The 20,242-nt window shown below is 52.4% G+C and carries 16 protein-coding genes and 1 pseudogene; 13 read left to right on the forward strand and 4 right to left on the reverse strand.

Features of this window, described 5'->3' with window-relative positions; translation table 11 throughout:
• The first annotated feature begins 444 nt into the window (after positions 1 to 444).
• The 3 genes and pseudogenes from HGO40_RS30715 to HGO40_RS01780 all read left to right on the forward strand — a co-directional run bounded on the left by HGO40_RS30715 (position 445) and on the right by HGO40_RS01780 (position 1,935).
• The gene (locus tag HGO40_RS30715; protein WP_230383560.1) at positions 445 to 630 is read left to right on the forward strand and encodes an HNH endonuclease signature motif containing protein; all 186 of its coding nucleotides are present in this window, start codon (positions 445 to 447) and stop codon (positions 628 to 630) included.
• Positions 631 to 638: 8 nt separating this feature from the next.
• Positions 639 to 968, forward strand: a pseudogene (locus HGO40_RS01775) (DUF3703 domain-containing protein).
• Between the two features lie 55 nt (positions 969 to 1,023).
• On the forward strand, positions 1,024 to 1,935 hold the full coding sequence (locus HGO40_RS01780) for a cation diffusion facilitator family transporter (RefSeq protein ID WP_024014903.1): 912 nt from the start codon (positions 1,024 to 1,026) through the stop codon (positions 1,933 to 1,935).
• Positions 1,936 to 2,061: 126 nt separating this feature from the next.
• On the opposite strand, the gene HGO40_RS01785 is transcribed toward HGO40_RS01780, so the two are convergent.
• Complete coding sequence (locus tag HGO40_RS01785) at positions 2,062 to 3,498, reverse strand: heavy metal sensor histidine kinase (RefSeq protein ID WP_250961618.1); 1,437 nt, start codon at positions 3,496 to 3,498, stop codon at positions 2,062 to 2,064.
• Positions 3,495 to 4,169, reverse strand: a complete 675-nt coding sequence (locus HGO40_RS01790) for a heavy metal response regulator transcription factor (protein WP_039593197.1) — start codon at positions 4,167 to 4,169, stop codon at positions 3,495 to 3,497. The genes HGO40_RS01785 and HGO40_RS01790 overlap by 4 nt, the downstream gene beginning before the upstream one ends.
• A gap of 553 nt (positions 4,170 to 4,722) precedes the next feature.
• On the opposite strand from HGO40_RS01790, the gene HGO40_RS01795 reads away from it, so the two are divergent.
• The 5 genes from HGO40_RS01795 (at position 4,723) to HGO40_RS01815 (ending at position 11,258) form a co-directional block, all read left to right on the forward strand.
• Positions 4,723 to 5,931 carry a TolC family protein gene (locus tag HGO40_RS01795; RefSeq protein WP_024014899.1) on the forward strand — a complete coding sequence of 403 codons (1,209 nt, stop codon included), beginning with the start codon at positions 4,723 to 4,725 and terminating at the stop codon, positions 5,929 to 5,931.
• An 88-nt stretch (positions 5,932 to 6,019) separates the two neighbouring features.
• Positions 6,020 to 7,243, forward strand: coding sequence for an efflux RND transporter periplasmic adaptor subunit (locus HGO40_RS01800; protein WP_024014898.1), 1,224 nt, complete (start codon positions 6,020 to 6,022; stop codon positions 7,241 to 7,243).
• Positions 7,244 to 7,269: 26 nt separating this feature from the next.
• A complete protein-coding gene (locus HGO40_RS01805) occupies positions 7,270 to 10,437 on the forward strand; it encodes a CusA/CzcA family heavy metal efflux RND transporter (protein ID WP_250961619.1) in 3,168 nt (1,055 codons plus the stop codon).
• A gap of 142 nt (positions 10,438 to 10,579) precedes the next feature.
• Positions 10,580 to 10,774 (forward strand): co-regulatory protein PtrA N-terminal domain-containing protein, encoded by a 195-nt coding sequence (locus HGO40_RS01810; protein ID WP_024014896.1) that lies wholly within the window; start codon positions 10,580 to 10,582, stop codon positions 10,772 to 10,774.
• Between the two features lie 151 nt (positions 10,775 to 10,925).
• Positions 10,926 to 11,258: a DUF2790 domain-containing protein gene (locus tag HGO40_RS01815; RefSeq protein ID WP_024014895.1), complete on the forward strand. Its 333-nt coding sequence runs from the start codon at positions 10,926 to 10,928 to the stop codon at positions 11,256 to 11,258.
• A gap of 368 nt (positions 11,259 to 11,626) precedes the next feature.
• Here the strand turns inward: HGO40_RS01815 and HGO40_RS01820 are convergent, their stop codons facing one another.
• The gene (locus tag HGO40_RS01820; RefSeq protein ID WP_250961620.1) at positions 11,627 to 12,952 is read right to left on the reverse strand and encodes an OprD family porin; all 1,326 of its coding nucleotides are present in this window, start codon (positions 12,950 to 12,952) and stop codon (positions 11,627 to 11,629) included.
• Positions 12,953 to 13,982: 1,030 nt separating this feature from the next.
• On the opposite strand from HGO40_RS01820, the gene HGO40_RS01825 reads away from it, so the two are divergent.
• Genes HGO40_RS01825 through HGO40_RS01840 form a run of 4 tightly spaced genes read left to right on the forward strand, consistent with a single transcriptional unit; the run spans position 13,983 to position 18,647 of the window.
• Complete coding sequence (locus HGO40_RS01825; RefSeq protein ID WP_108184652.1) at positions 13,983 to 15,149, forward strand: SAVED domain-containing protein; 1,167 nt, start codon at positions 13,983 to 13,985, stop codon at positions 15,147 to 15,149.
• Positions 15,150 to 16,400, forward strand: coding sequence for a nucleotidyltransferase domain-containing protein (locus HGO40_RS01830; protein WP_250961621.1), 1,251 nt, complete (start codon positions 15,150 to 15,152; stop codon positions 16,398 to 16,400).
• Entirely contained in the window at positions 16,384 to 18,168 is a 1,785-nt protein-coding gene (locus HGO40_RS01835; RefSeq protein ID WP_108184650.1) for a HesA/MoeB/ThiF family protein, read from the forward strand. The genes HGO40_RS01830 and HGO40_RS01835 overlap by 17 nt, the downstream gene beginning before the upstream one ends.
• Entirely contained in the window at positions 18,165 to 18,647 is a 483-nt protein-coding gene (locus tag HGO40_RS01840; protein ID WP_032901850.1) for a Mov34/MPN/PAD-1 family protein, read from the forward strand. Before HGO40_RS01835 ends, HGO40_RS01840 begins: the two co-directional genes overlap by 4 nt.
• A 28-nt stretch (positions 18,648 to 18,675) precedes the next feature.
• Here HGO40_RS01840 and HGO40_RS01845 read toward each other — a convergent pair whose 3' ends face one another.
• Entirely contained in the window at positions 18,676 to 19,224 is a 549-nt protein-coding gene (locus HGO40_RS01845; RefSeq protein ID WP_032901853.1) for a 3'-5' exonuclease, read from the reverse strand.
• Between the two features lie 224 nt (positions 19,225 to 19,448).
• On the opposite strand from HGO40_RS01845, the gene HGO40_RS01850 reads away from it, so the two are divergent.
• The gene (locus HGO40_RS01850) at positions 19,449 to 20,087 is read left to right on the forward strand and encodes an antitoxin Xre/MbcA/ParS toxin-binding domain-containing protein (protein ID WP_231740518.1); all 639 of its coding nucleotides are present in this window, start codon (positions 19,449 to 19,451) and stop codon (positions 20,085 to 20,087) included.
• Positions 20,088 to 20,242: the final 155 nt, after the last annotated feature.

Consider the following 20,242-nt stretch of genomic DNA (forward strand, 5'->3'; position numbering starts at 1 on the left):
CTCGTTGTCATCAGTTCTACGCGCGGTATGTATCGAAATTAGCGAGTTTATGTATTTTGCATAAACTCGCTAATTTCGATACATACGCTGTGGTCAGTGCCATTCCCCACCAGCACTTGCTAGAAAAACGCCCGCTTCCATCACTGCGTTTCGATGAGCCAAAAAAAGCACCCTGCTCAAAGCCGACTTAGCATTCGTCACCCTGATATCTCTCTTGAAATTGAGGCAAATGACCTTAATATGATCTTATCTTGCCGTCATCGTTTTCGATCATGGATGTTTCTCGGGGGGTAGGTCGGAATGGCAGAACAAGAAGACGCAAAGCCTGCGAGTGGGCGCTTTAATACGAATGATGAGACGAAGCGGATCGTATGGACACAGACCGCTGGTCATTGTGAACTGTGCGGCGCAGATCTAACGTTCGACTATCGTGCCGGCAAGCCAATGAAATGGGGCGAAGTGGCGCATATCCTACCCGCCAGTCCCAAGGGGCCTCGGGGACGTGCGGATCATGATGCTGAGGCGCACACAAACGATACTGCCAACCTGATGCTCCTCTGCCCAGGCTGTCATGACAGAATTGATCGTGACGCAGATGGTTACCCTGAAAATAGTTGGAGCCCAAGCTGAAAGAGATTTTGCATAGGGCAATTCTTGAGGGCTTCGACGAAGCTCGGGTGGCGATTCTGTCCCGAGATTATGGGCGCGCTTACTATTGGCTTGAACGTACCCACATCCTCTCACAACGCCGCACTTTGCTACGTGCAAAGTCACACGTCTTGATGCTGTACGTGGGCGTCAAGACACATGATCCTCGGGAGATCCTGGGACAAATAACACGAGTTATCGCTGCACTGCTATTTTCTAAAGTATGAGTGCCTTCGGGGAATGCTGGTCGTGCCCGGGTCAGTTCTTTTCAGGTGATGCCTCTTTCTCAAGAGCTGGAAACTCTTCTGAATGAAGATTGATCCTCATGCGCGGTCTGAGTCGTTGTCGCATCCGCTTACACCCATGGAGAGACATATGAGCGCTGGTCATAGTCACGGTCAAGCACGTGCAGGACATGAGAAAAAACTGTGGATCGCTCTAGCGTTAACGACGAGTTTTATGATTTCAGAGGTCATTGGGGCTTTCATTACCGGCAGCTTGGCGTTGTTATCGGACGCAGCTCATATGCTGACCGATTCCACTGCATTAGCTATTTCATTGGTCGCTATTCAGATCGCCAAGCGCGCTGCGGATAAAAAAAGGACATTCGGATATGCACGATTTGAGATTCTCGCAGCTGCTTTCAACGCGATTCTGTTGTTCATGGTGGCGGTGTACATCCTATACGAGGCCTACCAGCGGTTTAAAACTCCGACAGAAATAGAATCGATAGGCATGCTGATCGTGGCAGTGATTGGGCTAGTTGTGAACCTTGTCTCAATGCGCTTGCTGATGTCTGCCAGTGACGAAAGTCTTAACGTCAAAGGTGCTTATCTGGAGGTTTGGAGTGACATGCTAGGCTCCATAGGCGTGATAGGAGCCGCATTGATCATTCGCTTTACCGGATGGATTTGGGTTGACGCGATCGTTGCCGCAGCTATTGGGTTATGGGTCCTTCCCAGAACTTGGATCTTGCTTAAAGAAAGCATGAATATCCTGTTGCAAGGGGTTCCAGAGGGCATCGATATCGCTGAAGTGGAGCTAAGAATAAGGGCGGTTGAAGGCGTTGAAGATATTCATGATTTGCATATCTGGGCTTTGACCAGCGGCAAGAATGTCATGAGTGCACACCTTGTCGTCCAACGTTTCTCCCGCACCGAGCAGGAAATATTAGCTGAAGTAACGCACCTTATGAGCGAAGCGTTCCATATTAGCCATACGACGCTTCAATTAGAGGATTCGCGATTTCATGAAGGGCTCGAAGAAAGCGAAGGTATGCAGCACTAGTAAGATACGTCGCGAACAGCCCATGTCAATGGTAGGGCACGTAAGGGGAAGCCCCCTACACCACCAGAGTATTTCTAGAGGTATGGGGGGATTTGAGTGCGGATTATGCAAGCTTGATATTGAAACTCACCCCTGAACCCGTCTTGCCTGCTGCCAGGAAGTTTGTCCCTCGAGGTTTGGAAAGTTCAGCCTGAAAACAGTAATGCTACCAGGCATGCTCTGAACCTCCGCTGTTCCCTGATGAAGACTCATGATCGATCTGACAATCGCCAAGCCAAGACCAGTCCCACCTTCCGCACGGGAGCGACTGGTGTCGACTCTATAAAAACGGTCGAACAAGTGCGTCAGATGCTGAGGTTCGATTCCTGCGCCTGGATTGCCTACAAGTAGCGAGACTCGTTCGGCATGGCTTTCGATAACAATTGAAATAGATTGGCCGGCCGGGCAGTGGCGTATAGCGTTCGACAGCAGATTCGATATTGCTCGCTGAATCATCAGCCTGTCGCCAATGGTCTTGCCGTTTCCGGCGACGCTTAGGCTGATGCGCTTTTCTTCCGCCGACAGCGAAAACAGATCGACGACCTTCAATGCTTCATCTTCTAACGTAATTGGCTCGAACGGGACGAGCGCCGCTGGATGACTGACTTGAGCGAGGAAGAGCATATCCGAGACGATCCGGGTGACTCGGCCCAACTCTTCGGTGCAAGACTCCCACACCGCTTTGTACTCTTCTGCAGGTCGCTCCCGAGATAGTGTCACTTGTGCCTTCCCCATCAAATTGGTGATTGGGGAACGTAATTCGTGGGCCAAGTCATCGGAAAACTGCGACAGCTGCTGAATACCACTGTCGAGTCGGGGGAGCATGAAATTGATACCATGGGCCAGTTCACTCAGTTCCTGAGGCATTTTGACCACTGAAAGACGATGACTGAGATCTTGGGCCGAGATCATGGCGGCGACCTTTCGAAATTCTCTGAGGGGAGAGAGCCCTCGTTGCACCACAGCCCAAGCGCTAATTCCAATGAGTATCAGTAAAAGCGGTAGAGCAATGATCGTCGATCGAAGATACGCGCTGAGCAATGCTTCATCGTTCGCACTATCCATGGACAGCAAAACGGCGACATTTTTACCATTCTTCAATCGGATGAGTTTGTATGCGGTGAGGAAGTGTCGACCCTCACTATCGGAATTTGAAGAATATGAGAGATTGTCGATGGCGGCATTAGCAGCTTTCAATTCGATTCGTGGATCCGATAAACCAGTTCCGAATTTTAGTACTGGCGTCCTGAGGTTTGTCAGGTCATAAATGGACAAATTTAGATTGTCGTGCCCCATGACTTGATCCAGCAAGGAGTGCGGTTTCGAGTTCACCTCCGCCATATCCTCGTAAAATGAGAGGCTGTGTTCCACCTGCTCCATTTTCTTTTCCAGACTATGTTTCGCCAATTTATCCAGCTCATGCGTAAGCGCGAAAAAGGCCAATATAGCCAGAAACACCACTAACAAGGCCCCCAAGATACTCACCGTCAAACCTAGTCGCATTGACAGGCTCGCCGGCTTCATTCGCGTGCCTCCAATACATAACCAACCCCGCGAAGGGTGTGGATCAATTTGTTATCAAAGGGATCGTCAATTTTGGCCCTCAATCTACGGATTGAAACCTCTACAACGTTGGTGTCGCAGTCAAAATTCATATCCCACACTAAGGAGATGATTTGGGTTCGTGAGAGTACCTCTCCAGTCTGACGCATCAGTAGATGCAGAAGCGCGAACTCCTTGGTCGTCAAATCTATACGCTGCGCGCCACGAAAGGCACGGTGGCGCCCTTGATCGAGCTCCAGATCGGCTACTTTGAGTACCTGCGGTACAGGAATGTGTTCACTTCGACGCATAAGGGTTCGTACTCGGGCAAGCAGCTCTGGGAACTCAAACGGTTTAACCAGATAGTCATCAGCACCCAGATCGAGCCCGCGAATTTTGTCCGCAAGCCGTCCCCGGGCCGTCAACATCATCACCCTGGTATTGCTGCTTTGGCGCAGATGTTCAAGAACACCCCAGCCATCAAGTTCTGGAAGATTAACGTCGAGTATCACCAAATCATAGACATGTTGACGTGCAAGATGAAGTCCATCTGCTCCGGTTACCGCACGGTCGACTATATAGCCACTTTCTGTCAGCCCTTGATGCAAGTATTCGGCAGTTTTAGGCTCGTCCTCAATTACAAGGATTCGCATGATATTTCGCCCTCTTCAATAGGAAGTCAGTTGGGTCAGAAGTGTTATTGTTTTATTTTCTGAGAAGAATTATATAATTCGAAACCATTTAATTTTTTGCGCTTACCGATATCCGGCATTAGATATTAAATAATGATCTTAAAGCCTGTAGCCGCTACAGGGTCAAGCTTAAACCCCCGGTCTTGAGCCATCACAGCGACTCCTTGCGACAACGTGTCGCACTTTGACCGTTGAATCGAACACTGGGCAAGCGCCACACATGGTTAACCAAAATCGACAAGTGCTGTTCGGCAGATACCAGGTTGGTATTTGTTTCGGCATATTGCTGCCCCCACGTTCGAATCTTTCATTCCTCCTATGCTAGTGCAAAAAAAATAGCTGCATCGTTGGATAACGTATTTGTAATTTTTCAGTCACCTTGCTGATAAGTGCAAAACTTTACATTTACGTATAGAGAATAGGCGTTGAAGGAACTATGAAATTGCGTCCGCATAGAAAGTTAACTGCACCCTTGAACATACAAAAGTCCTTACTAGTTGTAGGCTTGAGTTGTATGTTCTTAATGGCAGACACCAGTTTTGCCGCAGTTTCGTCTTCTCAGACGCTGACCATGGATCAGGCACTGGAATCGGCCTTTGCTAACAATCCCGATTTGGCGGCAGCACAATGGGAAATTGGTATCAGCCAAGGAGATCGAAAACAAGCGGGTTTGATTCCCAACCCCGAGCTTTCTTGGGAAGCTGAAGATACCCGACGGAGCTCGCGCACTACGACGGTAATGATCAACCAACCGATTGAGCTTGGCGGCAAGCGCGGAGCTAGGATAGACGTTGCCAGTCGAGCCCAAGACGCGGCTAGTATTGAATTGGAGCGTAAACGCAATATTCTACGTGCAGAAGTCATCCAGGCCTTTTCTAGCGCCTCGACGGCCCAGCAGAGATTGCTCTTATCGCGTCAATCCCTTGTGCTTGCCGAGCGCGGTGTTCGTGTTGCTCAAGGACGGATTAATAGTGGTAAATCATCCCCCATCGAAGGTACACGAGCAGAGGTACAGTTATCTGAAGTGCGCCTAGAACTGCGGCGTGCTGAGCGCGACGAAGCAAATGCCTATCAGCAGCTTGCGCGCGTAATGGGCGCACCGTTGCCTTCGTTTAAATCCGTCGGTGAGTCAGACCGGCCAATGCCCAACGTTCCGGAACCGTCACTGCTGCTCAACCGCATCGGTGAAACTGCCGAATTACGATTGGCAAAACTACAAATTGATCAGCGTGAAGCTTCTCTTGATCTGGAGAAGTCTCAGCGTGTTCCAGATCTCACCGTAAGTGTGGGCAGTCAATACGATGAACGAGAACGCGAGCGTGTGAACGTTGTGGGGCTGTCGATGCCCATTCCGTTGTTCAATCGTAATCAAGGCAATGTACTGGCAGCAGCCCGCCGAGCCGATCAGGCCCGCGACCTTCGCAATTCAAGCGAGTTACGCCTGCGTACAGAAATTCAGATCGCTCTGGATCAGTGGATGACGGCGAACACCGAAGTTACCTCTTTCAATCAAACCATCCTGCCTGCCGCCCAAAATGCCGTCGACACCGCGACCCGAGGTTTCGAAATGGGCAAGTTCAACTTCCTGGATGTGCTCGATGCACAGCGCACGTTGATCAGCGCACGTAACCAATACATCCAGGCCATTGCAGAGGCAACAGACGCCTGGGTGCGCATTGAGCGAGTTTTCGGTGATGTCACTCAATTAACTCGTTCCCAGTGAATTTCATATAACGCTTTTGTACCGCTGCTCAGCACTGCATTGTCACGCTAATCCGTGACTGCCCGATTGAGCTGCGTAGGGAGTTTCCATGGATAAAAAACAAATCTTTGTGATCGCGCTGACCCTGACGGTGGGCATGGGAATCGGCTCATTCTGGGTTGGTAAAACGTCTGCACCGTCCGCCGAAGCTCAGCCTCATGAGGAGCATGGCCACGATGACGACGGCAACAAGGATGCCGGTGGGTCAACAGCTGTAGGCGAACATGCCGAGGGCGAAGAGGAGGAAGGTCACCTGACACTTAGCGAGGAGCAGATTAGCGCGGCTGGCATCCAGTTGGCCGAAGCAAAGGCACACAGCATCAGCCTGTCATTGCCCTTCCCAGGAGAAGTCCGGTTCGATGACGACCGGACTTCCCATGTCGTGCCCCGAGTGCCTGGCGTCGTCGAGTCGGTACATGTCAATCTTGGCCAGCCGGTGAAAAAAGGCCAGCTACTAGCCGTGATCGCCAGCCAGCAAATTTCTGATCAGCGTAGTGAGCAAGCCGCAGCGCAACGTCGTCTGGAGTTGGCGCGTACCACCTACGAGCGTGAGCGACAGTTATGGCAAGACAAAATCTCTGCCGAACAAGATTTCCTTCAAGCCCGTCAGGCTCTGCAAGAAGCTGAAATCGCCCTCAGCAATGCCCGTCAAAAAATCAGCGTACTCAGTGGCAGCTCGGTAGCCAGCGGCGGCAACCGGTATGAGCTGCGTGCGCCGTTCGATGGCGTCGTGGTTGAGAAACACTTGGGCCTTGGTGAGGTTGTCAGTGAAACCACCAATGCCTTCACTCTCTCAGACTTGTCGCGTGTGTGGGTAACTTTTGGCGTCTCCCCCAAGGATTTGAACAAGGTGCTGGTGGGCAAGTCCGTCACCGTCAATGCCCCAGAGTTAAGTGCCGAAGTCACCGGCACCGTGGCCTACGTAGGAAGTTTGTTGGGCGAGCAGACCCGTACCGCCACGGTCCGCGTGACCCTACCCAATCCGAAAGGCGCCTGGCGTCCCGGACTGTTCGTTACCGTGCTGGTAGATACCGATACCCGGCAGACGAAAGTCGCGGTGCCAGAAGTGGCGATCCAGACGGTCGAGGATAAACCGACAGTTTTCGTTCGAACTGATGACGGATTTAAGGCGCAGCCGGTGGAAATAGGCAGTCGTGCGGCGGGTCTGGTTGAGATCACAGAGGGCCTGGAGCCCGGTGTTCAAGTCGCTGCTGCCGGCAGCTTCATTCTGAAATCAGAGCTGGGTAAAGCCTCGGCTGAACACTCCCACTGATCCGCCATTTCCACGAGAAGGTTCTTATGTTCGAACGCCTGATCCAATTTGCAATCGAGCAACGCATCATCGTGCTGCTCGCGGTTCTTCTCATGGCTGGCCTCGGCATCGCCAGCTATCAGAAACTTCCGATCGACGCAGTACCCGACATTACAAACGTCCAGGTGCAGATCAACACGGGTGCCGCAGGTTTCTCGCCACTGGAGACAGAACAGCGAATCACCTTCCCCATCGAAACCGCCATGGCCGGCTTGCCAGCTCTTGAGCAAACGCGTTCGCTCTCACGCTCAGGTCTGTCGCAAGTCACCGTGATATTCAAGGAAGGCACCGACCTGTTTTTCGCCCGGCAATTGGTCAATGAGCGACTGCAGGTGGCCAAGGAGCAATTACCCGAGGGCGTGGAAGCGGTCATGGGGCCGCTCTCTACCGGCCTGGGTGAGATTTTCCTCTGGACAGTCGAGGCAAAAGAAGGCGCCGTTAAAGAGGACGGCAGCCCTTACACCCCGACCGACTTGAGGGTGATCCAGGATTGGATTATCAAACCTCAGTTGCGCAACGTTCCCGGCGTCGCCGAAAGCAACACCATTGGTGGTTTCGCCAAAGAATATCAAATTGCTCCCGATCCAAAACGCTTGGCGGCGTACAAGCTGACTCTGACTGATCTTGTGACGGCGCTGGAACGGAATAATGCCAACGTCGGTGCCGGATACATTGAACGCAGTGGTGAACAACTCCTGATTCGTGCTCCCGGGCAGGTGGCAACCACCGACGACATTGCCAACATCGTGATGGCCAACGTCGATGGCACGCCGATCCGCATCAAGAATGTGGCAACAGTTGATATCGGCCGTGAGCTGCGCACGGGGGCCGCTACCGAAAACGGTCGTGAAGTCGTGCTTGGCACTGTGTTCATGTTGATCGGTGAAAATAGCCGAACCGTCTCTCAGGCCGTTGCCGCCAAACTGGAGCAAGTCAATCGGTCACTACCTGAGGGGGTGGTGGCGGTCACGGTATACGACCGTACCAATCTCGTGGACAAGGCGATTGCCACGGTCAAAAAGAACCTGATTGAAGGTGCGATCCTGGTCATCGCAATTCTGTTCCTGTTCTTGGGCAACATTCGCGCCGCATTGATCACTGCCATGGTTATTCCTTTGGCCATGCTGTTCACATTCACCGGTATGTTCACCAACAAAGTCAGCGCCAACCTGATGAGTCTCGGCGCGTTGGACTTCGGCATCATTGTTGACGGAGCGGTGGTGATTGTCGAAAACGCGATCCGGCGCTTGGCTCATGCACAACAGCACCATGGACGTATCCTCACACGTTCCGAACGGATGCATGAAGTGTTTGCAGCGGCAAAGGAAGCGCGCCGCCCATTGATTTTCGGTCAGTTGATCATCATGGTCGTGTATCTCCCGATTTTTGCCCTGACCGGTGTTGAAGGGAAAATGTTCCACCCCATGGCGTTTACAGTCGTAATTGCCCTGCTGGGCGCCATGCTGCTGTCCGTTACCTTTGTTCCTGCGGCGATTGCCATGTTCGTAACTGGCAAGGTCAAGGAACAAGAGAACGTGATCATGCGTGGCGCGCGTCGGATGTATGCACCTGCGCTGGATTGGGTCATGAACCACCGATCAGTAGCCTTTGCCATGGCACTAGGCCTCATTGCAGTGTGCGGGGTTGTCGCCAGTCGAATGGGAAGTGAGTTTGTACCGAGCCTCAGCGAAGGGGATTTTGCCCTGCAAGCACTACGCGTGCCGGGCACCAGTCTGACGCAATCGGTAGAAATGCAGCAGCGTTTGGAAAAGCTAGTGCTGGCAAAAGTGCCTGAAGTCGAGCGAGTTTTTGCTCGTACCGGTACCGCAGAGATTGCCTCCGATCCAATGCCGCCGAATATCTCTGACAGCTATGTGATGCTTAAGCCTAAGGATCAATGGCCTGACCCGAACAAATCCCGGGATGAGTTAGTCGCGGATATTCAAAAGGCTACGGCCGCGATGCCCGGCAGCAACTATGAGCTTTCGCAGCCAATTCAATTGCGTTTCAACGAGCTGATATCAGGCGTGCGCAGTGACGTAGCCGTTAAGGTCTTCGGTGATGACATGGTAGTGCTTAACAGCACAGCTGCGAAAATCGCTGCCTCTATGCAGAAGGTCGAAGGAGCTTCAGAGGTCAAAGTCGAGCAGACCACAGGGCTACCAGTACTTACCATTAACATCGACCGTGACAAGGCCGCGCGTTATGGCCTGAATGTTGGTGATGTACAGGACACCATAGCGGTAGCGGTTGGTGGTCGCCAAGCGGGTACGATGTATGAAGGAGACCGTCGTTTCGATATGGTTGTGCGTTTATCCGATGCCATGCGCAAGGACATTGAAGGGTTGTCTACGTTGCTGATTCCAGTACCGGCGCTGGTCAATGGCAATGCAGAACAGATTGGTTTTATTGCCCTCTCAGAAGTGGCAACTCTCGATCTGGTGCTTGGGCCGAACCAGGTCAGTCGCGAAAATGGTAAGCGTCTGGTAATCGTAAGCGCTAACGTGCGAGGTCGGGATATAGGCTCTTTTGTTCAAGAGGCCAGCAGCGCTATTGATCGAGAGGTACAGGTGCCGGCTGGTTATTGGACTAACTGGGGTGGGCAATTTGAGCAACTCCAGTCGGCTGCGAAACGTCTCCATATCGTTGTCCCGGTGGCCCTGCTCCTTGTATTTGCCCTGCTTTTCATGATGTTCAACAATCTCAAGGACGGCCTCCTGGTATTCACCGGTATTCCATTCGCGTTGACTGGAGGGGTCATGGCTTTGTGGCTACGTGACATCCCGCTATCGATCTCGGCGGGTGTTGGTTTCATTGCTTTGTCGGGGGTTGCGGTGCTGAACGGTTTGGTGATGATAGCGTTCATTCGCAATCTTCGAGAGCGGGGGTATTCGTTAAATTCTGCTATCAATGAAGGAGCCCTCACGCGGCTTCGTCCGGTATTGATGACAGCTTTGGTGGCTTCCCTCGGCTTTATACCTATGGCTCTGGCCACTGGCACCGGGGCAGAGGTTCAACGACCACTGGCCACCGTTGTGATTGGGGGCATCCTGTCCTCGACTGCATTAACGCTGTTAATACTGCCTGCGCTCTATCAATGGGTGCACCGCCACGATGAAGATGAACCCGCAGAAGGGAGAATAACAACCCAATAGTTCTTTTGGTTTTGAGCCCGCTGCGGTTGTTCATCAGCGGGTTTTTTATACCAGGAACGATTACGAATATGTAATCTGAGCGCCACCGTGATGATAGGTTCGCATTGATACCCTAATAGCGTTATCTATATGAGGTGTCAGAATGAAACTTACTAAAATCTTTGCTGTTGCGGGCGCTTTGGCCCTTTCTTCATTCGCTATGGCGGAAGGCGGTGGAGACAGAACATTCGAGAAGATGATGGCGGCAAAAGATCTGGCAATGGAGAAGTATGTGGCGAAACAAGGAAAAAATGCCTCAGTGGTGTCAAGTGACGAAAAGAATGAGAAGGCTAAGTAAGCGTAGCCATGCAGTTTGGAATCAGCCCGCCCCTAGGCTCCTAGTGGCGGGTTTTTTTTGCCGGTTTGATTACATACTTGTAATTTTAGCGCCACCCGGTCGCAATCATTAGCCTGATATTATCTTGACTGTATTAGTTGAGGTGCTGAATATGAAATCTATCAACATTTTAGCTTTGTTCGGAGTTTTAGCTGTCTCGTCAAGCGTGTTTGCAGAGGGGGGAGGAGATAAGGCTTTCGAAAAAATGATGGCTGCCAACACCAAAGCTATGGAGAAGTACGCAGTCAGCCAAGGAAAAAGCGCGCCGGTACCGAAGCGATATGAATATGGAATGAAGGTGGATGTGGTAAAGGTGATCAGTGTGGTGCGGCCTGCGAAAATCTGCGCAGTAGTGCCGGCCGCAATGACTTATGAAGACTCCGTAGGGCAACTAAACACGATCACTTACACTGTAGCTGGAGACTGCCGTAGGCGAGGCGGTTAATACCTGCGCTGTCATATGACAATTAAACGCGCGACCCGCTTCGTTAGTCAAAGGTGTCGGGCGTTTTTGTTTGTTCGAGTTCTGAAAGGCAAAAAAAGACGCCCCGAAGGGCGTCTCAAAATTCACCTTACCAAAGGAGCAAAGGAGCTTCCAAAGGTGAATGGATATGACAACTGAACAGCATTGAGTTTGGATTTTCACAATCTAGCTACTCATCCATAGAACCCCAGCCAGATGCGCTAGCTAAGATTCTATCAACTCACGATAAGTATAAAAAACATAACCTAACGTGAAGATGATTGAAAAATGACATTTCTGTAACTTTTCGAAGGACGGGACGCTCGCACAGCGAGTCATCCCGTTCGATGTCACATGACAGCTAATGGATACTCAACAATCACACGTACTTCATCAAGGTCAGATTCAAACGCTGTAGCACGAGTGTTTGCTTGGCGCAGGCGGAAAGACATGTCCTTCAAAGATCCGGTCTGAACGACATATTTCACCTCAATATCGCGTTCCCAGCGTTTCTGATCGGTCAGCGGATTTCCCTCTGCATCCCGTCGCATGTAGGTTCCATTAGCGTTGGAGTAATCGGCATCGGTGCCACGGGCGTAACGTGTCATAAACGACAGTCCTGGCACGCCATATGTCGTCATATCCAAGTCGTATCGGACCATCCATGAACGCTCTTTAGGCGAGTTGAAATCGCTGTATTGGATTGAGTTGTCGAGAAAAATGGAATCCGATTGGCGGAGGTAGTCGAAGTCGTCGTTACCATTGTTTCGTTGGTGAGACAATGCGACAGAGTGTGCGCCATACTTCACGCCGACTTTAGCACTCCAAATATTATTGTTGAATTCACCTAGCAATTTTTTGCCTTCGTCGACGGCTTTGTAGTAGTTCAAGCCGCCGAATACGGAGAGTTCATCCGAAAGCGAATAGTTTAATCCCGTGCCGGCATAATATTGATTCCAGGCGTCTTTAAGGCGGCTGGAGTAGAGGCTAACGATCACATTCTTGTTCAGATTGTAGTCACCGCCAAAGTAGCCGACCCACGGTGAATTAACAGGTCCGGCATAAAATGTCGCGAAATTGTCGCGCATATTGCTGGAAGTTGGCTGGCTCATAGCGTGAAGGCGGCCCGCCTGAACAGTCAATCCGTCAAAGCTGGTGTTTGTCGCCGTTACGCCTGTGAAACTTTCTGGTAGAAGTCTGGAGTCACCAGCGGCAACGACTGGGTTAGATGGGAATACGTCGCCGACCTTTACTACCGTGTCAAAGGCGCGAATTTTTGCTGCACCTCCAATTTTAGTATATTCGTCTCTAGCCTGCCCATCACTATTGACCGGTAGTACATCGAACGAACTACGGCCACCATTACGCCCGTCACCTGAGTCGAGTTTCAATCCGATCATGGCGAACGCGTCAACACCGACACCCACAGTGCCCTGAGTAAACCCGGACTCGAATTTACTAATGATGGCATGTGCCCAGGCCTCGGAGTAACCGTTGCCCGTTGCACTCGATTGGCCGTTGCGATGATCACGATTGAAGTAATTGTTTCGGTTGAGAACAGTAAGGCTGCTGCCTTCCACAAATCCTTCGGCCTTTTCTTCCGCAAATACCGTGGACGGGCCAGAACTGACAACGATCGCCAACGCGGCCATCGAAAATTTCGTGTTGTTATTCATACATCACTCCTTAGGTTCGGCAGAACTAGAAAGCTCTTCGGCTGGAATTATTGTTTACAGAAAGCAGGATGTGCCTCCCGCATCGTCGCCGAGCTGTATCGTTGCAATCTGGAGATAACGTGGACATGATCAGAAAATTACAATTTTGTAATGTAAATCTGCTTTTTTAAAATTGCCTTTATTTGGAGCGCGTGTCAGCTGATGTGCAGATCTTGTTTGCTACCTTAACGTTCATGGGAGCCTTATGATCCGCAGCGCACCGGGTATTCACACGCAATCTGCGCTCAGATCGTATCGGTCCAACGAAACGCCTTTTTTGACGCAACTGCGAAGCTAATGATGTCCGCCGAGCCAATACGTGGGTGGCTGTATTCGCGGTGAGGTGGGAGCCTGTTGGTAATCCAGAATGTATTACGCTTACTTCGTAGGTGGGAGGGACACGAACCATGGCTTGCCAGCGGCTAGCGACGAGTCCTCCCCGAGCGACATGTACGTACTAGATACGAAATCATCTAAGCTTATCCATGGCTGGGAACGGCTCAAATCGTTACTCGACCAATGCCTAAGCTTCATGCTTACAGCCATTGGCTGACATCTCTGAACGGCCGGAAAGAGCGACTGATGCATTTTCAAACGGCGCGCATACCGGCTGCTTCGCTTTTCCTAGCTATGGGGCTCGAGGGTACGAGATCACCTCTTCGGTATATTCTAAGACGGAGCAGACAAGCTTAAGACAGGAATTGTGCGATCACTGAAGAGACGTGTACGCAAATTAGCGAGTTTATCTCTTTCACATAAACTCGCTAATTTCAGTACATACGCTGTGGTCAGCGCTCTTAATAAGTCGCATTTACCATAAAACGGCGCCGCCATTCCCCCTTCCGTTGGGGTCAAATACGACCTTGGTGCTTAAGACGATTCAGCCTCCGCCACTCTCAGATCTTTCTTGTATTTGGGGTGAATGACCTTAAGATGATTTTATCTGGCCATCATCGTTTTTTTCATGGATGTTTCTCGGGGGTAGGTCGAAATGGCAGAGCAAGAAGACGCTAAAGTCGCGAGCGGGCGCTTTAACACGAATGATGAGACGAAGCGGATCGTGTGGATACAGGCCGCTGGTCATTGTGAACTGTGTGGTACAGATCTAACGTTCGACTATCGTGCCGGCAAACCGATGAAATGGGGCGAAGTGGCGCATATCCTACCCGCCAGTCCGAAGGGGCCTCGGGGCCGCGCAGATCATGACGCTGAGGCGCATACCAACGATACCGCTAACCTGATGCTCCTGTGCCCAGGCTGTCATGACAAAATTGATCGTGACGCAGATGGTTACCCTGAAAATGATTTGAGTGGTTTACACCAAGCGTACATGGAACGCATCCGACTCGCCGCAACGACCCCCGATGGTGGCAGAGCCATTCCTCTCATCGTCCAGAGTCAGCATTTCCAGACTGTCACCGATATTCCCGTTCGCGATCTGTTGACTGCGATGTCTGCTGAGGGATTTATCGCCTTCGATCAAGGCATCAAAATCACTTTCCCTGCACCCGGACCGCGAGGTAGGGACGCGACCTATTGGCAGAACATCAAAGACAGTGTCCAGTATGAGCTGGAGCAGCAACTCAAGCGTCGCGGCGGCACCTATGGAGACTCGCCCGCGCTGGCGGTAGTCGGCTTGGCCGACATTCCGGCCTTGATGATGTTGGGCCAAAGTATCGGCGACCGTTCCAAACGCTTGATCTTCTCCTTTCACCGCGAGCATCTTTTGCGCTGGCCCGATCAGTCCGCTGAGCCGCCCGCTTTTTTGTTTACACCTCCCTCCGACGGCGACGGGCCACTTGCGCTTGTGCTCTCCATTTCTGCGCAAGTTCCAGTTCGCGACGTGACCGACGCTCTGCCCGGTGCACGTATTGCAGAGCTGTCGATCCCAGAGCCAAGCTATGCGATGGTACAAAACCGTCGGGTGATTCATGCCTTTCGTGACGCACTTCAAATACGACTGAGCCAGCTTGAAGCTTTGACTCCTGACCCTATTCACGTCTTCGCCGCTATTCCTGCGGCATTGGCCATCGAGTTTGGCGCGTTGCTCACTACGCAGCATCAACATACGTACCTGATCTTCGATCGGGACAAAGAAAACCAAGATCGGTTTACGCAAACACTGCAATTGGGCTCGGTGGCCCAGGAGGCTAGGTAAATGCTTTTGAGCAACGAACAGACCAAGCGCAGCAGTTGGGAATATTTTCTGCTTCGCGCCGCGCGGGAAATCTCGCTGTCGGAAGCGCAGTACGAAAAAATTAATGCCCGCTACTCCCAACTGGAAAAAATCCTCTCGGCTTCCGACAACCCGCTGCTCGCTGAGGCCCATATTTTCGTTCAAGGCTCGATGCGGCTGAAAACGACCATCAAGCCAATCCCCGGCGCGCCTGCGGATCTGGACACCATTGATGCGGACGCGATTATCTGGCTCCCTCACGCTCAAGGCGCTGGTGCGAAGGAAGTTCTAGAAGCGATTGAGCAGCGTTTTAGGGAAGGCTCCCGCGTTCAGGAAGAAGTTAAGCAATTACGTCGTGGCATCCGGATCGTTTATGCCGACGAAAATCCAGGTTTCCACATTGATGTCACGCCTGCCCGCGCGATCAACGGAAATGGCGAAGCAAACGGCGAGGGTAAGCTGGAGGTTCCGGATCGGGTCACAGGGTGGAAAGCAAGCAGCCCTATCCCTTACTCGAACTGGTTGCAGGTTGCTTCTGCCCAGGAAATCTCTCTGGAAAGCTTGGTAGTTGCCAAAAACCAGCGGATGCTCGATGCCGCGACACAAGATCCATTGCCGCATTATCAGGATTACATCGATCAAGATCCCCTGCGTGCGACCATCAAGCTGCTCAAGCGGCATCGCGATGAATGGGCCATCAACACAAGGAGCGCTGATACTCGCCCCATATCTGCGGTCATTACCACTTTGGCTACTCACGCATACCTGGATGTCGTAAAGGAATCGCAGTCGAAGCCTCTGGCTCCGCTCGATGCAATTTTGGAAATCGTTCGCAGAATGCCGCAGCACATCGCGCATAGAGGTAGCGACTGCTATGTCTGCAACCCTGCCGATAACGGCGAAAACTTTGCAGAGAAGTGGAATCGACCGGGCGAGGGGCAAGGCTATCGTCAGGCATTCGCCAAGTGGCATGCGGACGCCAGTGCGTCTGTGTCATTAGGTTTGGAAAGTTTTGAATCCAATGATTCCTTTGCCGAGGCAGTGAAAAAGAATTTCGGTATAGCACCGGCATTCATCACGGCAGTGAACAATGAAATCCCTGCGAATTGGACGATGCCCGGCCGACCAGATGGCACTACTCGAAACTCTGCTTCGATGGGTTCGCTCTTCGGAGGGGCCAGCGGTGGCGGAACCTCTCAGTCGAGCGTAAAGCCAGTTGGACGCCTTGGCTGATCCTATTAAGACGCCATTGCAGCGCGGAATCGCCGCACTGCGAAACACCCTAGGTCAGGATGCTGCCGATGCATTGCTCCAGCCCGCACCCATGCGGGCTGACGAAGCGGCGTGCTTTCACTTCCCCTTGCCCATCGATTACACGGGGCAGGAGCGGCGACTGCGTATTGGTTTCCCCTCCAACTTTCCCCGTGGGCTCTTGCGCCTAAACGTCGAACCCTCTCCATGGCTGGTTTGGCCGCATGCCACCAAGTCGGGGCTTTGCCTTCATGGCTTTCAGGAACGCCCCATCATGGGCTCCCCGGAGGTCGTGGTAGAGGACAGCCTTGCTCGCTTGGCCCAAATCGTTTCGTTGTCCAAGATGGGATCAAGCCAGGCAACGCGCGATATCGAATTTCAGAATGAGATCACTACCTACTGGTCGTTTCAGCATGGTCAGTCATTCCAGAACCTCTTACTGTTGGATCGACCTCAGACTGCCTCGCAGTTGTTTGCGCTCAGCGATCCGCGCCGAGCTGTGCCATCCGGTCAGGAAACGGTTTGGTTAGCATCGAACGTAGCTGCACTCAAAGGGCATTACCGACGGGTTGTCGGGCGCTCCGCTGTCATTCGCGCGGCCGAAACTCCCGGTTTTTACGTCAAGCTTCAGACTTATCCGGACATACGCACCCCGGATCCCGAAGATTTATTGCTCTGGCTCACGCCACACCTTCAACCAGACGATGCCGAGCAATTGCTGGCATGGTTTGAGCTGCATGGAACGTTGCCGAGTCGATGGATTGTTCTGGAGCTTCCAGGAGGGGCAGATGCTCCAACATATTGCCTCAATGTTCGGTCGCTCGGCGTACAGCAGGAGCGGGGCGCAAAGTTTGGCTTGCGTACAGCGCGCCGTCGGCCAGCTATCGCAAATGCACATCCTCCGGCGCTCGTCCGAGCAACTGCCCTGGACGTGCTTGATCGAGCGTCCATTCTGTCCCGCGATATAAGTGGCACTGCACAGCATCTTGAAAATGCTCGAGTCGTTTTTGTTGGCGTTGGCTCATTAGGCAGTGCGGTGGCAATACAATTGGCACGATCCGGTGTCGGCCACCTAACCCTCATCGATCCTGACACTTTGGTGTCAGCCAATCTGGGGAGGCACGTACTGGGAGCGGATAGCCTAGGGAGACTGAAAGCCTTAGCGTTGAGGGACAAGATTCTGTTAGATCTTCCGACGACAGAATGTACCGCTTATGCGACTTTTGCCGAAGTGGTGATGAGCAGCAAACCAGAAGTGTTTGATAACGCAGATCTGGTGGTGATCACGACAGCAGACTGGCAGTCGGAGGTCACTGTATGGCGAGCCAAATCAAGCGGCGCTCCTTGGGGGCTTTTACAAGCCTGGAGCGAACCGTATACACAGGTAGGCCATGCTCTATTCGCACCAGCCGGCACCTTTGATGGCCGTCAGTTGTTCACGGACGTCGGCGATTTTCTGCATAGATTTACAGAGTGGCCGGGAGGCGGTGTTGTTCCACTGCCCGCGTGTGGCGAGAGCTTTATCCCAGGCGGCTCGCTGGGAATGACCAATATCGCCTCCATGGTGTCGCACACGGCCTTACGCGCATTGACCGGCAACATCGCCACTGCATCTTGGGTCAGCAGCATTTACAGACCTGAAGATGTGCTGAGCCTAGGAGGCCAATACCATGGGCCCAAGCTGCCAGAGGGGGCGCAGCAGATCCTACTCGAGCGCGGATGGCCGGAAGATAAGGACGAAACGGTATGACGGATATCGCATGGCGCTGGCGATGGCCGGAGGTGAATTCCGAGCTGTTGGTGTCCCAAGCTGTCGCGGACATCTTGGATAGCCATCGGCAGGGCCTTTTTGGCGTGGAGCGAGGGGGACAGTTATTCGTCAACCCGGTTGATCCGAAAGGGTTGCTGCTGGCCTTGGCCACGTTGCCTCATCGCGCCGATCGGTCAGGCTGGTCTTGGCTAGAGTTGGATGCGGAGCGGTGCCGTCAGGAGATCCAGGCTGCCAACGAACAAGGGTTACGTCTGGTGGGCTATTGGCATACGCACCCCCAATCCGTTCCGGTGATCTCTCCGGCAGACATCGGAAGCTTCTCCAAATTTGCTGCACGTTACACGCAGGATCTGCCGCACCCAATAGCCATTATTGTCGGCAAGTCCGAAAAACCAGAAGGTATCAAGGCGTGGTCGTTCAGGGACGGCAGATATGTTGAGGCAACCTGGGTCAGATGAGCTTCAAGTCCGTGCGGTGGAACGCAGGTCAGCGTTTACCTTTACCCGCTAGCATTAGTGCGAAGAGCTCTGCCTGAAAGCGGGCATCATCCAATGCGTTATGGTTCGGTTCGCTGAGTGGCTTCAGCGCAGCGGTCATCTTGGATGATTTTGTTTCCTGCCAGCTGCACCCTACAGCTCCCATGAAGTAGGCCTTCATGTCGATAGCTGTAAAACCAAAGGGGTTGGTTTCCAGGTATTTGTGGAAGTAGTAATTGACGAATGACCAGTCAAACGGTGCATTGAGTCCTACGAAAATGACTTTTTGTCCCGTTTGGCAGGACGATTTCAGCCACTGATCAAATGTCAGCATCGCCTGTTGCGGAGCGAGGCCCTCGCTCTCCAGCTTCTCCAGACTCAGCCCCGATACTGCCAGCGCTTCGGGGTCGTGTTTCGGACTGTCAGGCCGCAGTTCAAGATAGATGGACGTTTCAGGTTGGGCTACAAGACAAGCTCCAATGGAAAGCAGACTGTATTCGCCTGGTATAGGCCCAGAAGTCTCGACGTCGACGGAAACATAAAGCTCATCAGGGTGCATGTCATATCCTTTCGTGTAGTTACCTGATTACGCTCAGGCTCTTAGCCATGTGAAGGTGGAAAGGCAGGTATAGCCGTTGACCCATTTTTTGCCCTTTCACTCGTTATCCGGCGTTCGAGCAGCGGCAGTGCCTGTCTGTCAGCGGTTGCCCATTCCTTTGGTCAGCTCTGCGCCCAGGCATAATGATGTGTGTCATTCTGATGGCGGATGAGGGCCGGACGATCATGAGTGAAACCGAGCGTTGGATAGTCAAGTGCCAAAAAACTGAGGACGGTACTGGCGACATCATCATCGATCTGCCTCAAGAGTTGCTTGACCAAATGAGGTTAGGTGTTGGGGACGACCTGGAGCTAACCGTAGCGAATGGCACACTAGTGCTTACGCCCGTGCACAACGCAACATCATTGCGGCCCATGGTTTCTGGCGTCCTGCGTCAGGATGTCTATCATGCTTACCGCATGCGTCTGGAGAGGCTTCTTCATATCTCTGTCAATGCCTCGGATCTGGACATTCACGACATGATAGTAGCTGGCTTCTCGGTCAGCCTGATCAAAATGCTTTGTGATGATGGAACCTTAAGCGACGAAGAGCGCGACAGAATCATTCAACCCAAAACGCTAAAAACAAAACTGTCAGCCAATCAGCTCTTAACCCTGCCTGAGAGCGATCGCCTTTTCCGGTTTGTACATATTACCGCCATGGCCGAGGTGATCTTCGGTGACAAAGTTAAGGCCAAACAATGGCTTTCCAAACCCAAAGCCCGCTTTTTGGGAGAAAGCCCATCGTCGATGGTTGCTACAACCTTTGGCACACATCTAGTCGAAGAAATGCTGATTCAAGTGTCGGAGGGCATGTCATTTTGATTCAGCCGCAGCCAAACGGCGTCTACCGCTCCTTGAGTAACATGGATTTCAGGCGCCTATACCGGCGTCGCCTTGCCGATACGGCATCCACGGGCATCCATTGAAGCACTAGGTTTCACTCACATCGGCACGTACCGTTGAGAAAGATACACGCA

The organism is Pseudomonas sp. CG7, from assembly GCF_023701885.1.
Taxonomy (GTDB): Bacteria; Pseudomonadota; Gammaproteobacteria; order Pseudomonadales; family Pseudomonadaceae; genus Aquipseudomonas; species Aquipseudomonas zanjanensis.

Excerpts from the sequence above, each read along its gene's own strand:
- HGO40_RS30715 (WP_230383560.1), top strand. The coding sequence starts at position 445 with ATGAAATGGGGCGAAGTGGCGCATATCCTACCCGCCAGTCCCAAGGGG.
- HGO40_RS01780 (WP_024014903.1), top strand. The coding sequence starts at position 1,024 with ATGAGCGCTGGTCATAGTCACGGTCAAGCACGTGCAGGACATGAGAAA.
- HGO40_RS01785 (WP_250961618.1), bottom strand. The coding sequence starts at position 3,498 with ATGAAGCCGGCGAGCCTGTCAATGCGACTAGGTTTGACGGTGAGTATC.
- HGO40_RS01790 (WP_039593197.1), bottom strand. The coding sequence starts at position 4,169 with ATGCGAATCCTTGTAATTGAGGACGAGCCTAAAACTGCCGAATACTTG.
- HGO40_RS01795 (WP_024014899.1), top strand. The coding sequence starts at position 4,723 with ATGTTCTTAATGGCAGACACCAGTTTTGCCGCAGTTTCGTCTTCTCAG.
- HGO40_RS01800 (WP_024014898.1), top strand. The coding sequence starts at position 6,020 with ATGGATAAAAAACAAATCTTTGTGATCGCGCTGACCCTGACGGTGGGC.
- HGO40_RS01805 (WP_250961619.1), top strand. The coding sequence starts at position 7,270 with ATGTTCGAACGCCTGATCCAATTTGCAATCGAGCAACGCATCATCGTG.
- HGO40_RS01810 (WP_024014896.1), top strand. The coding sequence starts at position 10,580 with ATGAAACTTACTAAAATCTTTGCTGTTGCGGGCGCTTTGGCCCTTTCT.
- HGO40_RS01815 (WP_024014895.1), top strand. The coding sequence starts at position 10,926 with ATGAAATCTATCAACATTTTAGCTTTGTTCGGAGTTTTAGCTGTCTCG.
- HGO40_RS01820 (WP_250961620.1), bottom strand. The coding sequence starts at position 12,952 with ATGAATAACAACACGAAATTTTCGATGGCCGCGTTGGCGATCGTTGTC.
- HGO40_RS01825 (WP_108184652.1), top strand. The coding sequence starts at position 13,983 with ATGGCAGAGCAAGAAGACGCTAAAGTCGCGAGCGGGCGCTTTAACACG.
- HGO40_RS01830 (WP_250961621.1), top strand. The coding sequence starts at position 15,150 with ATGCTTTTGAGCAACGAACAGACCAAGCGCAGCAGTTGGGAATATTTT.
- HGO40_RS01840 (WP_032901850.1), top strand. The coding sequence starts at position 18,165 with ATGACGGATATCGCATGGCGCTGGCGATGGCCGGAGGTGAATTCCGAG.
- HGO40_RS01845 (WP_032901853.1), bottom strand. The coding sequence starts at position 19,224 with ATGCACCCTGATGAGCTTTATGTTTCCGTCGACGTCGAGACTTCTGGG.
- HGO40_RS01850 (WP_231740518.1), top strand. The coding sequence starts at position 19,449 with ATGAGTGAAACCGAGCGTTGGATAGTCAAGTGCCAAAAAACTGAGGAC.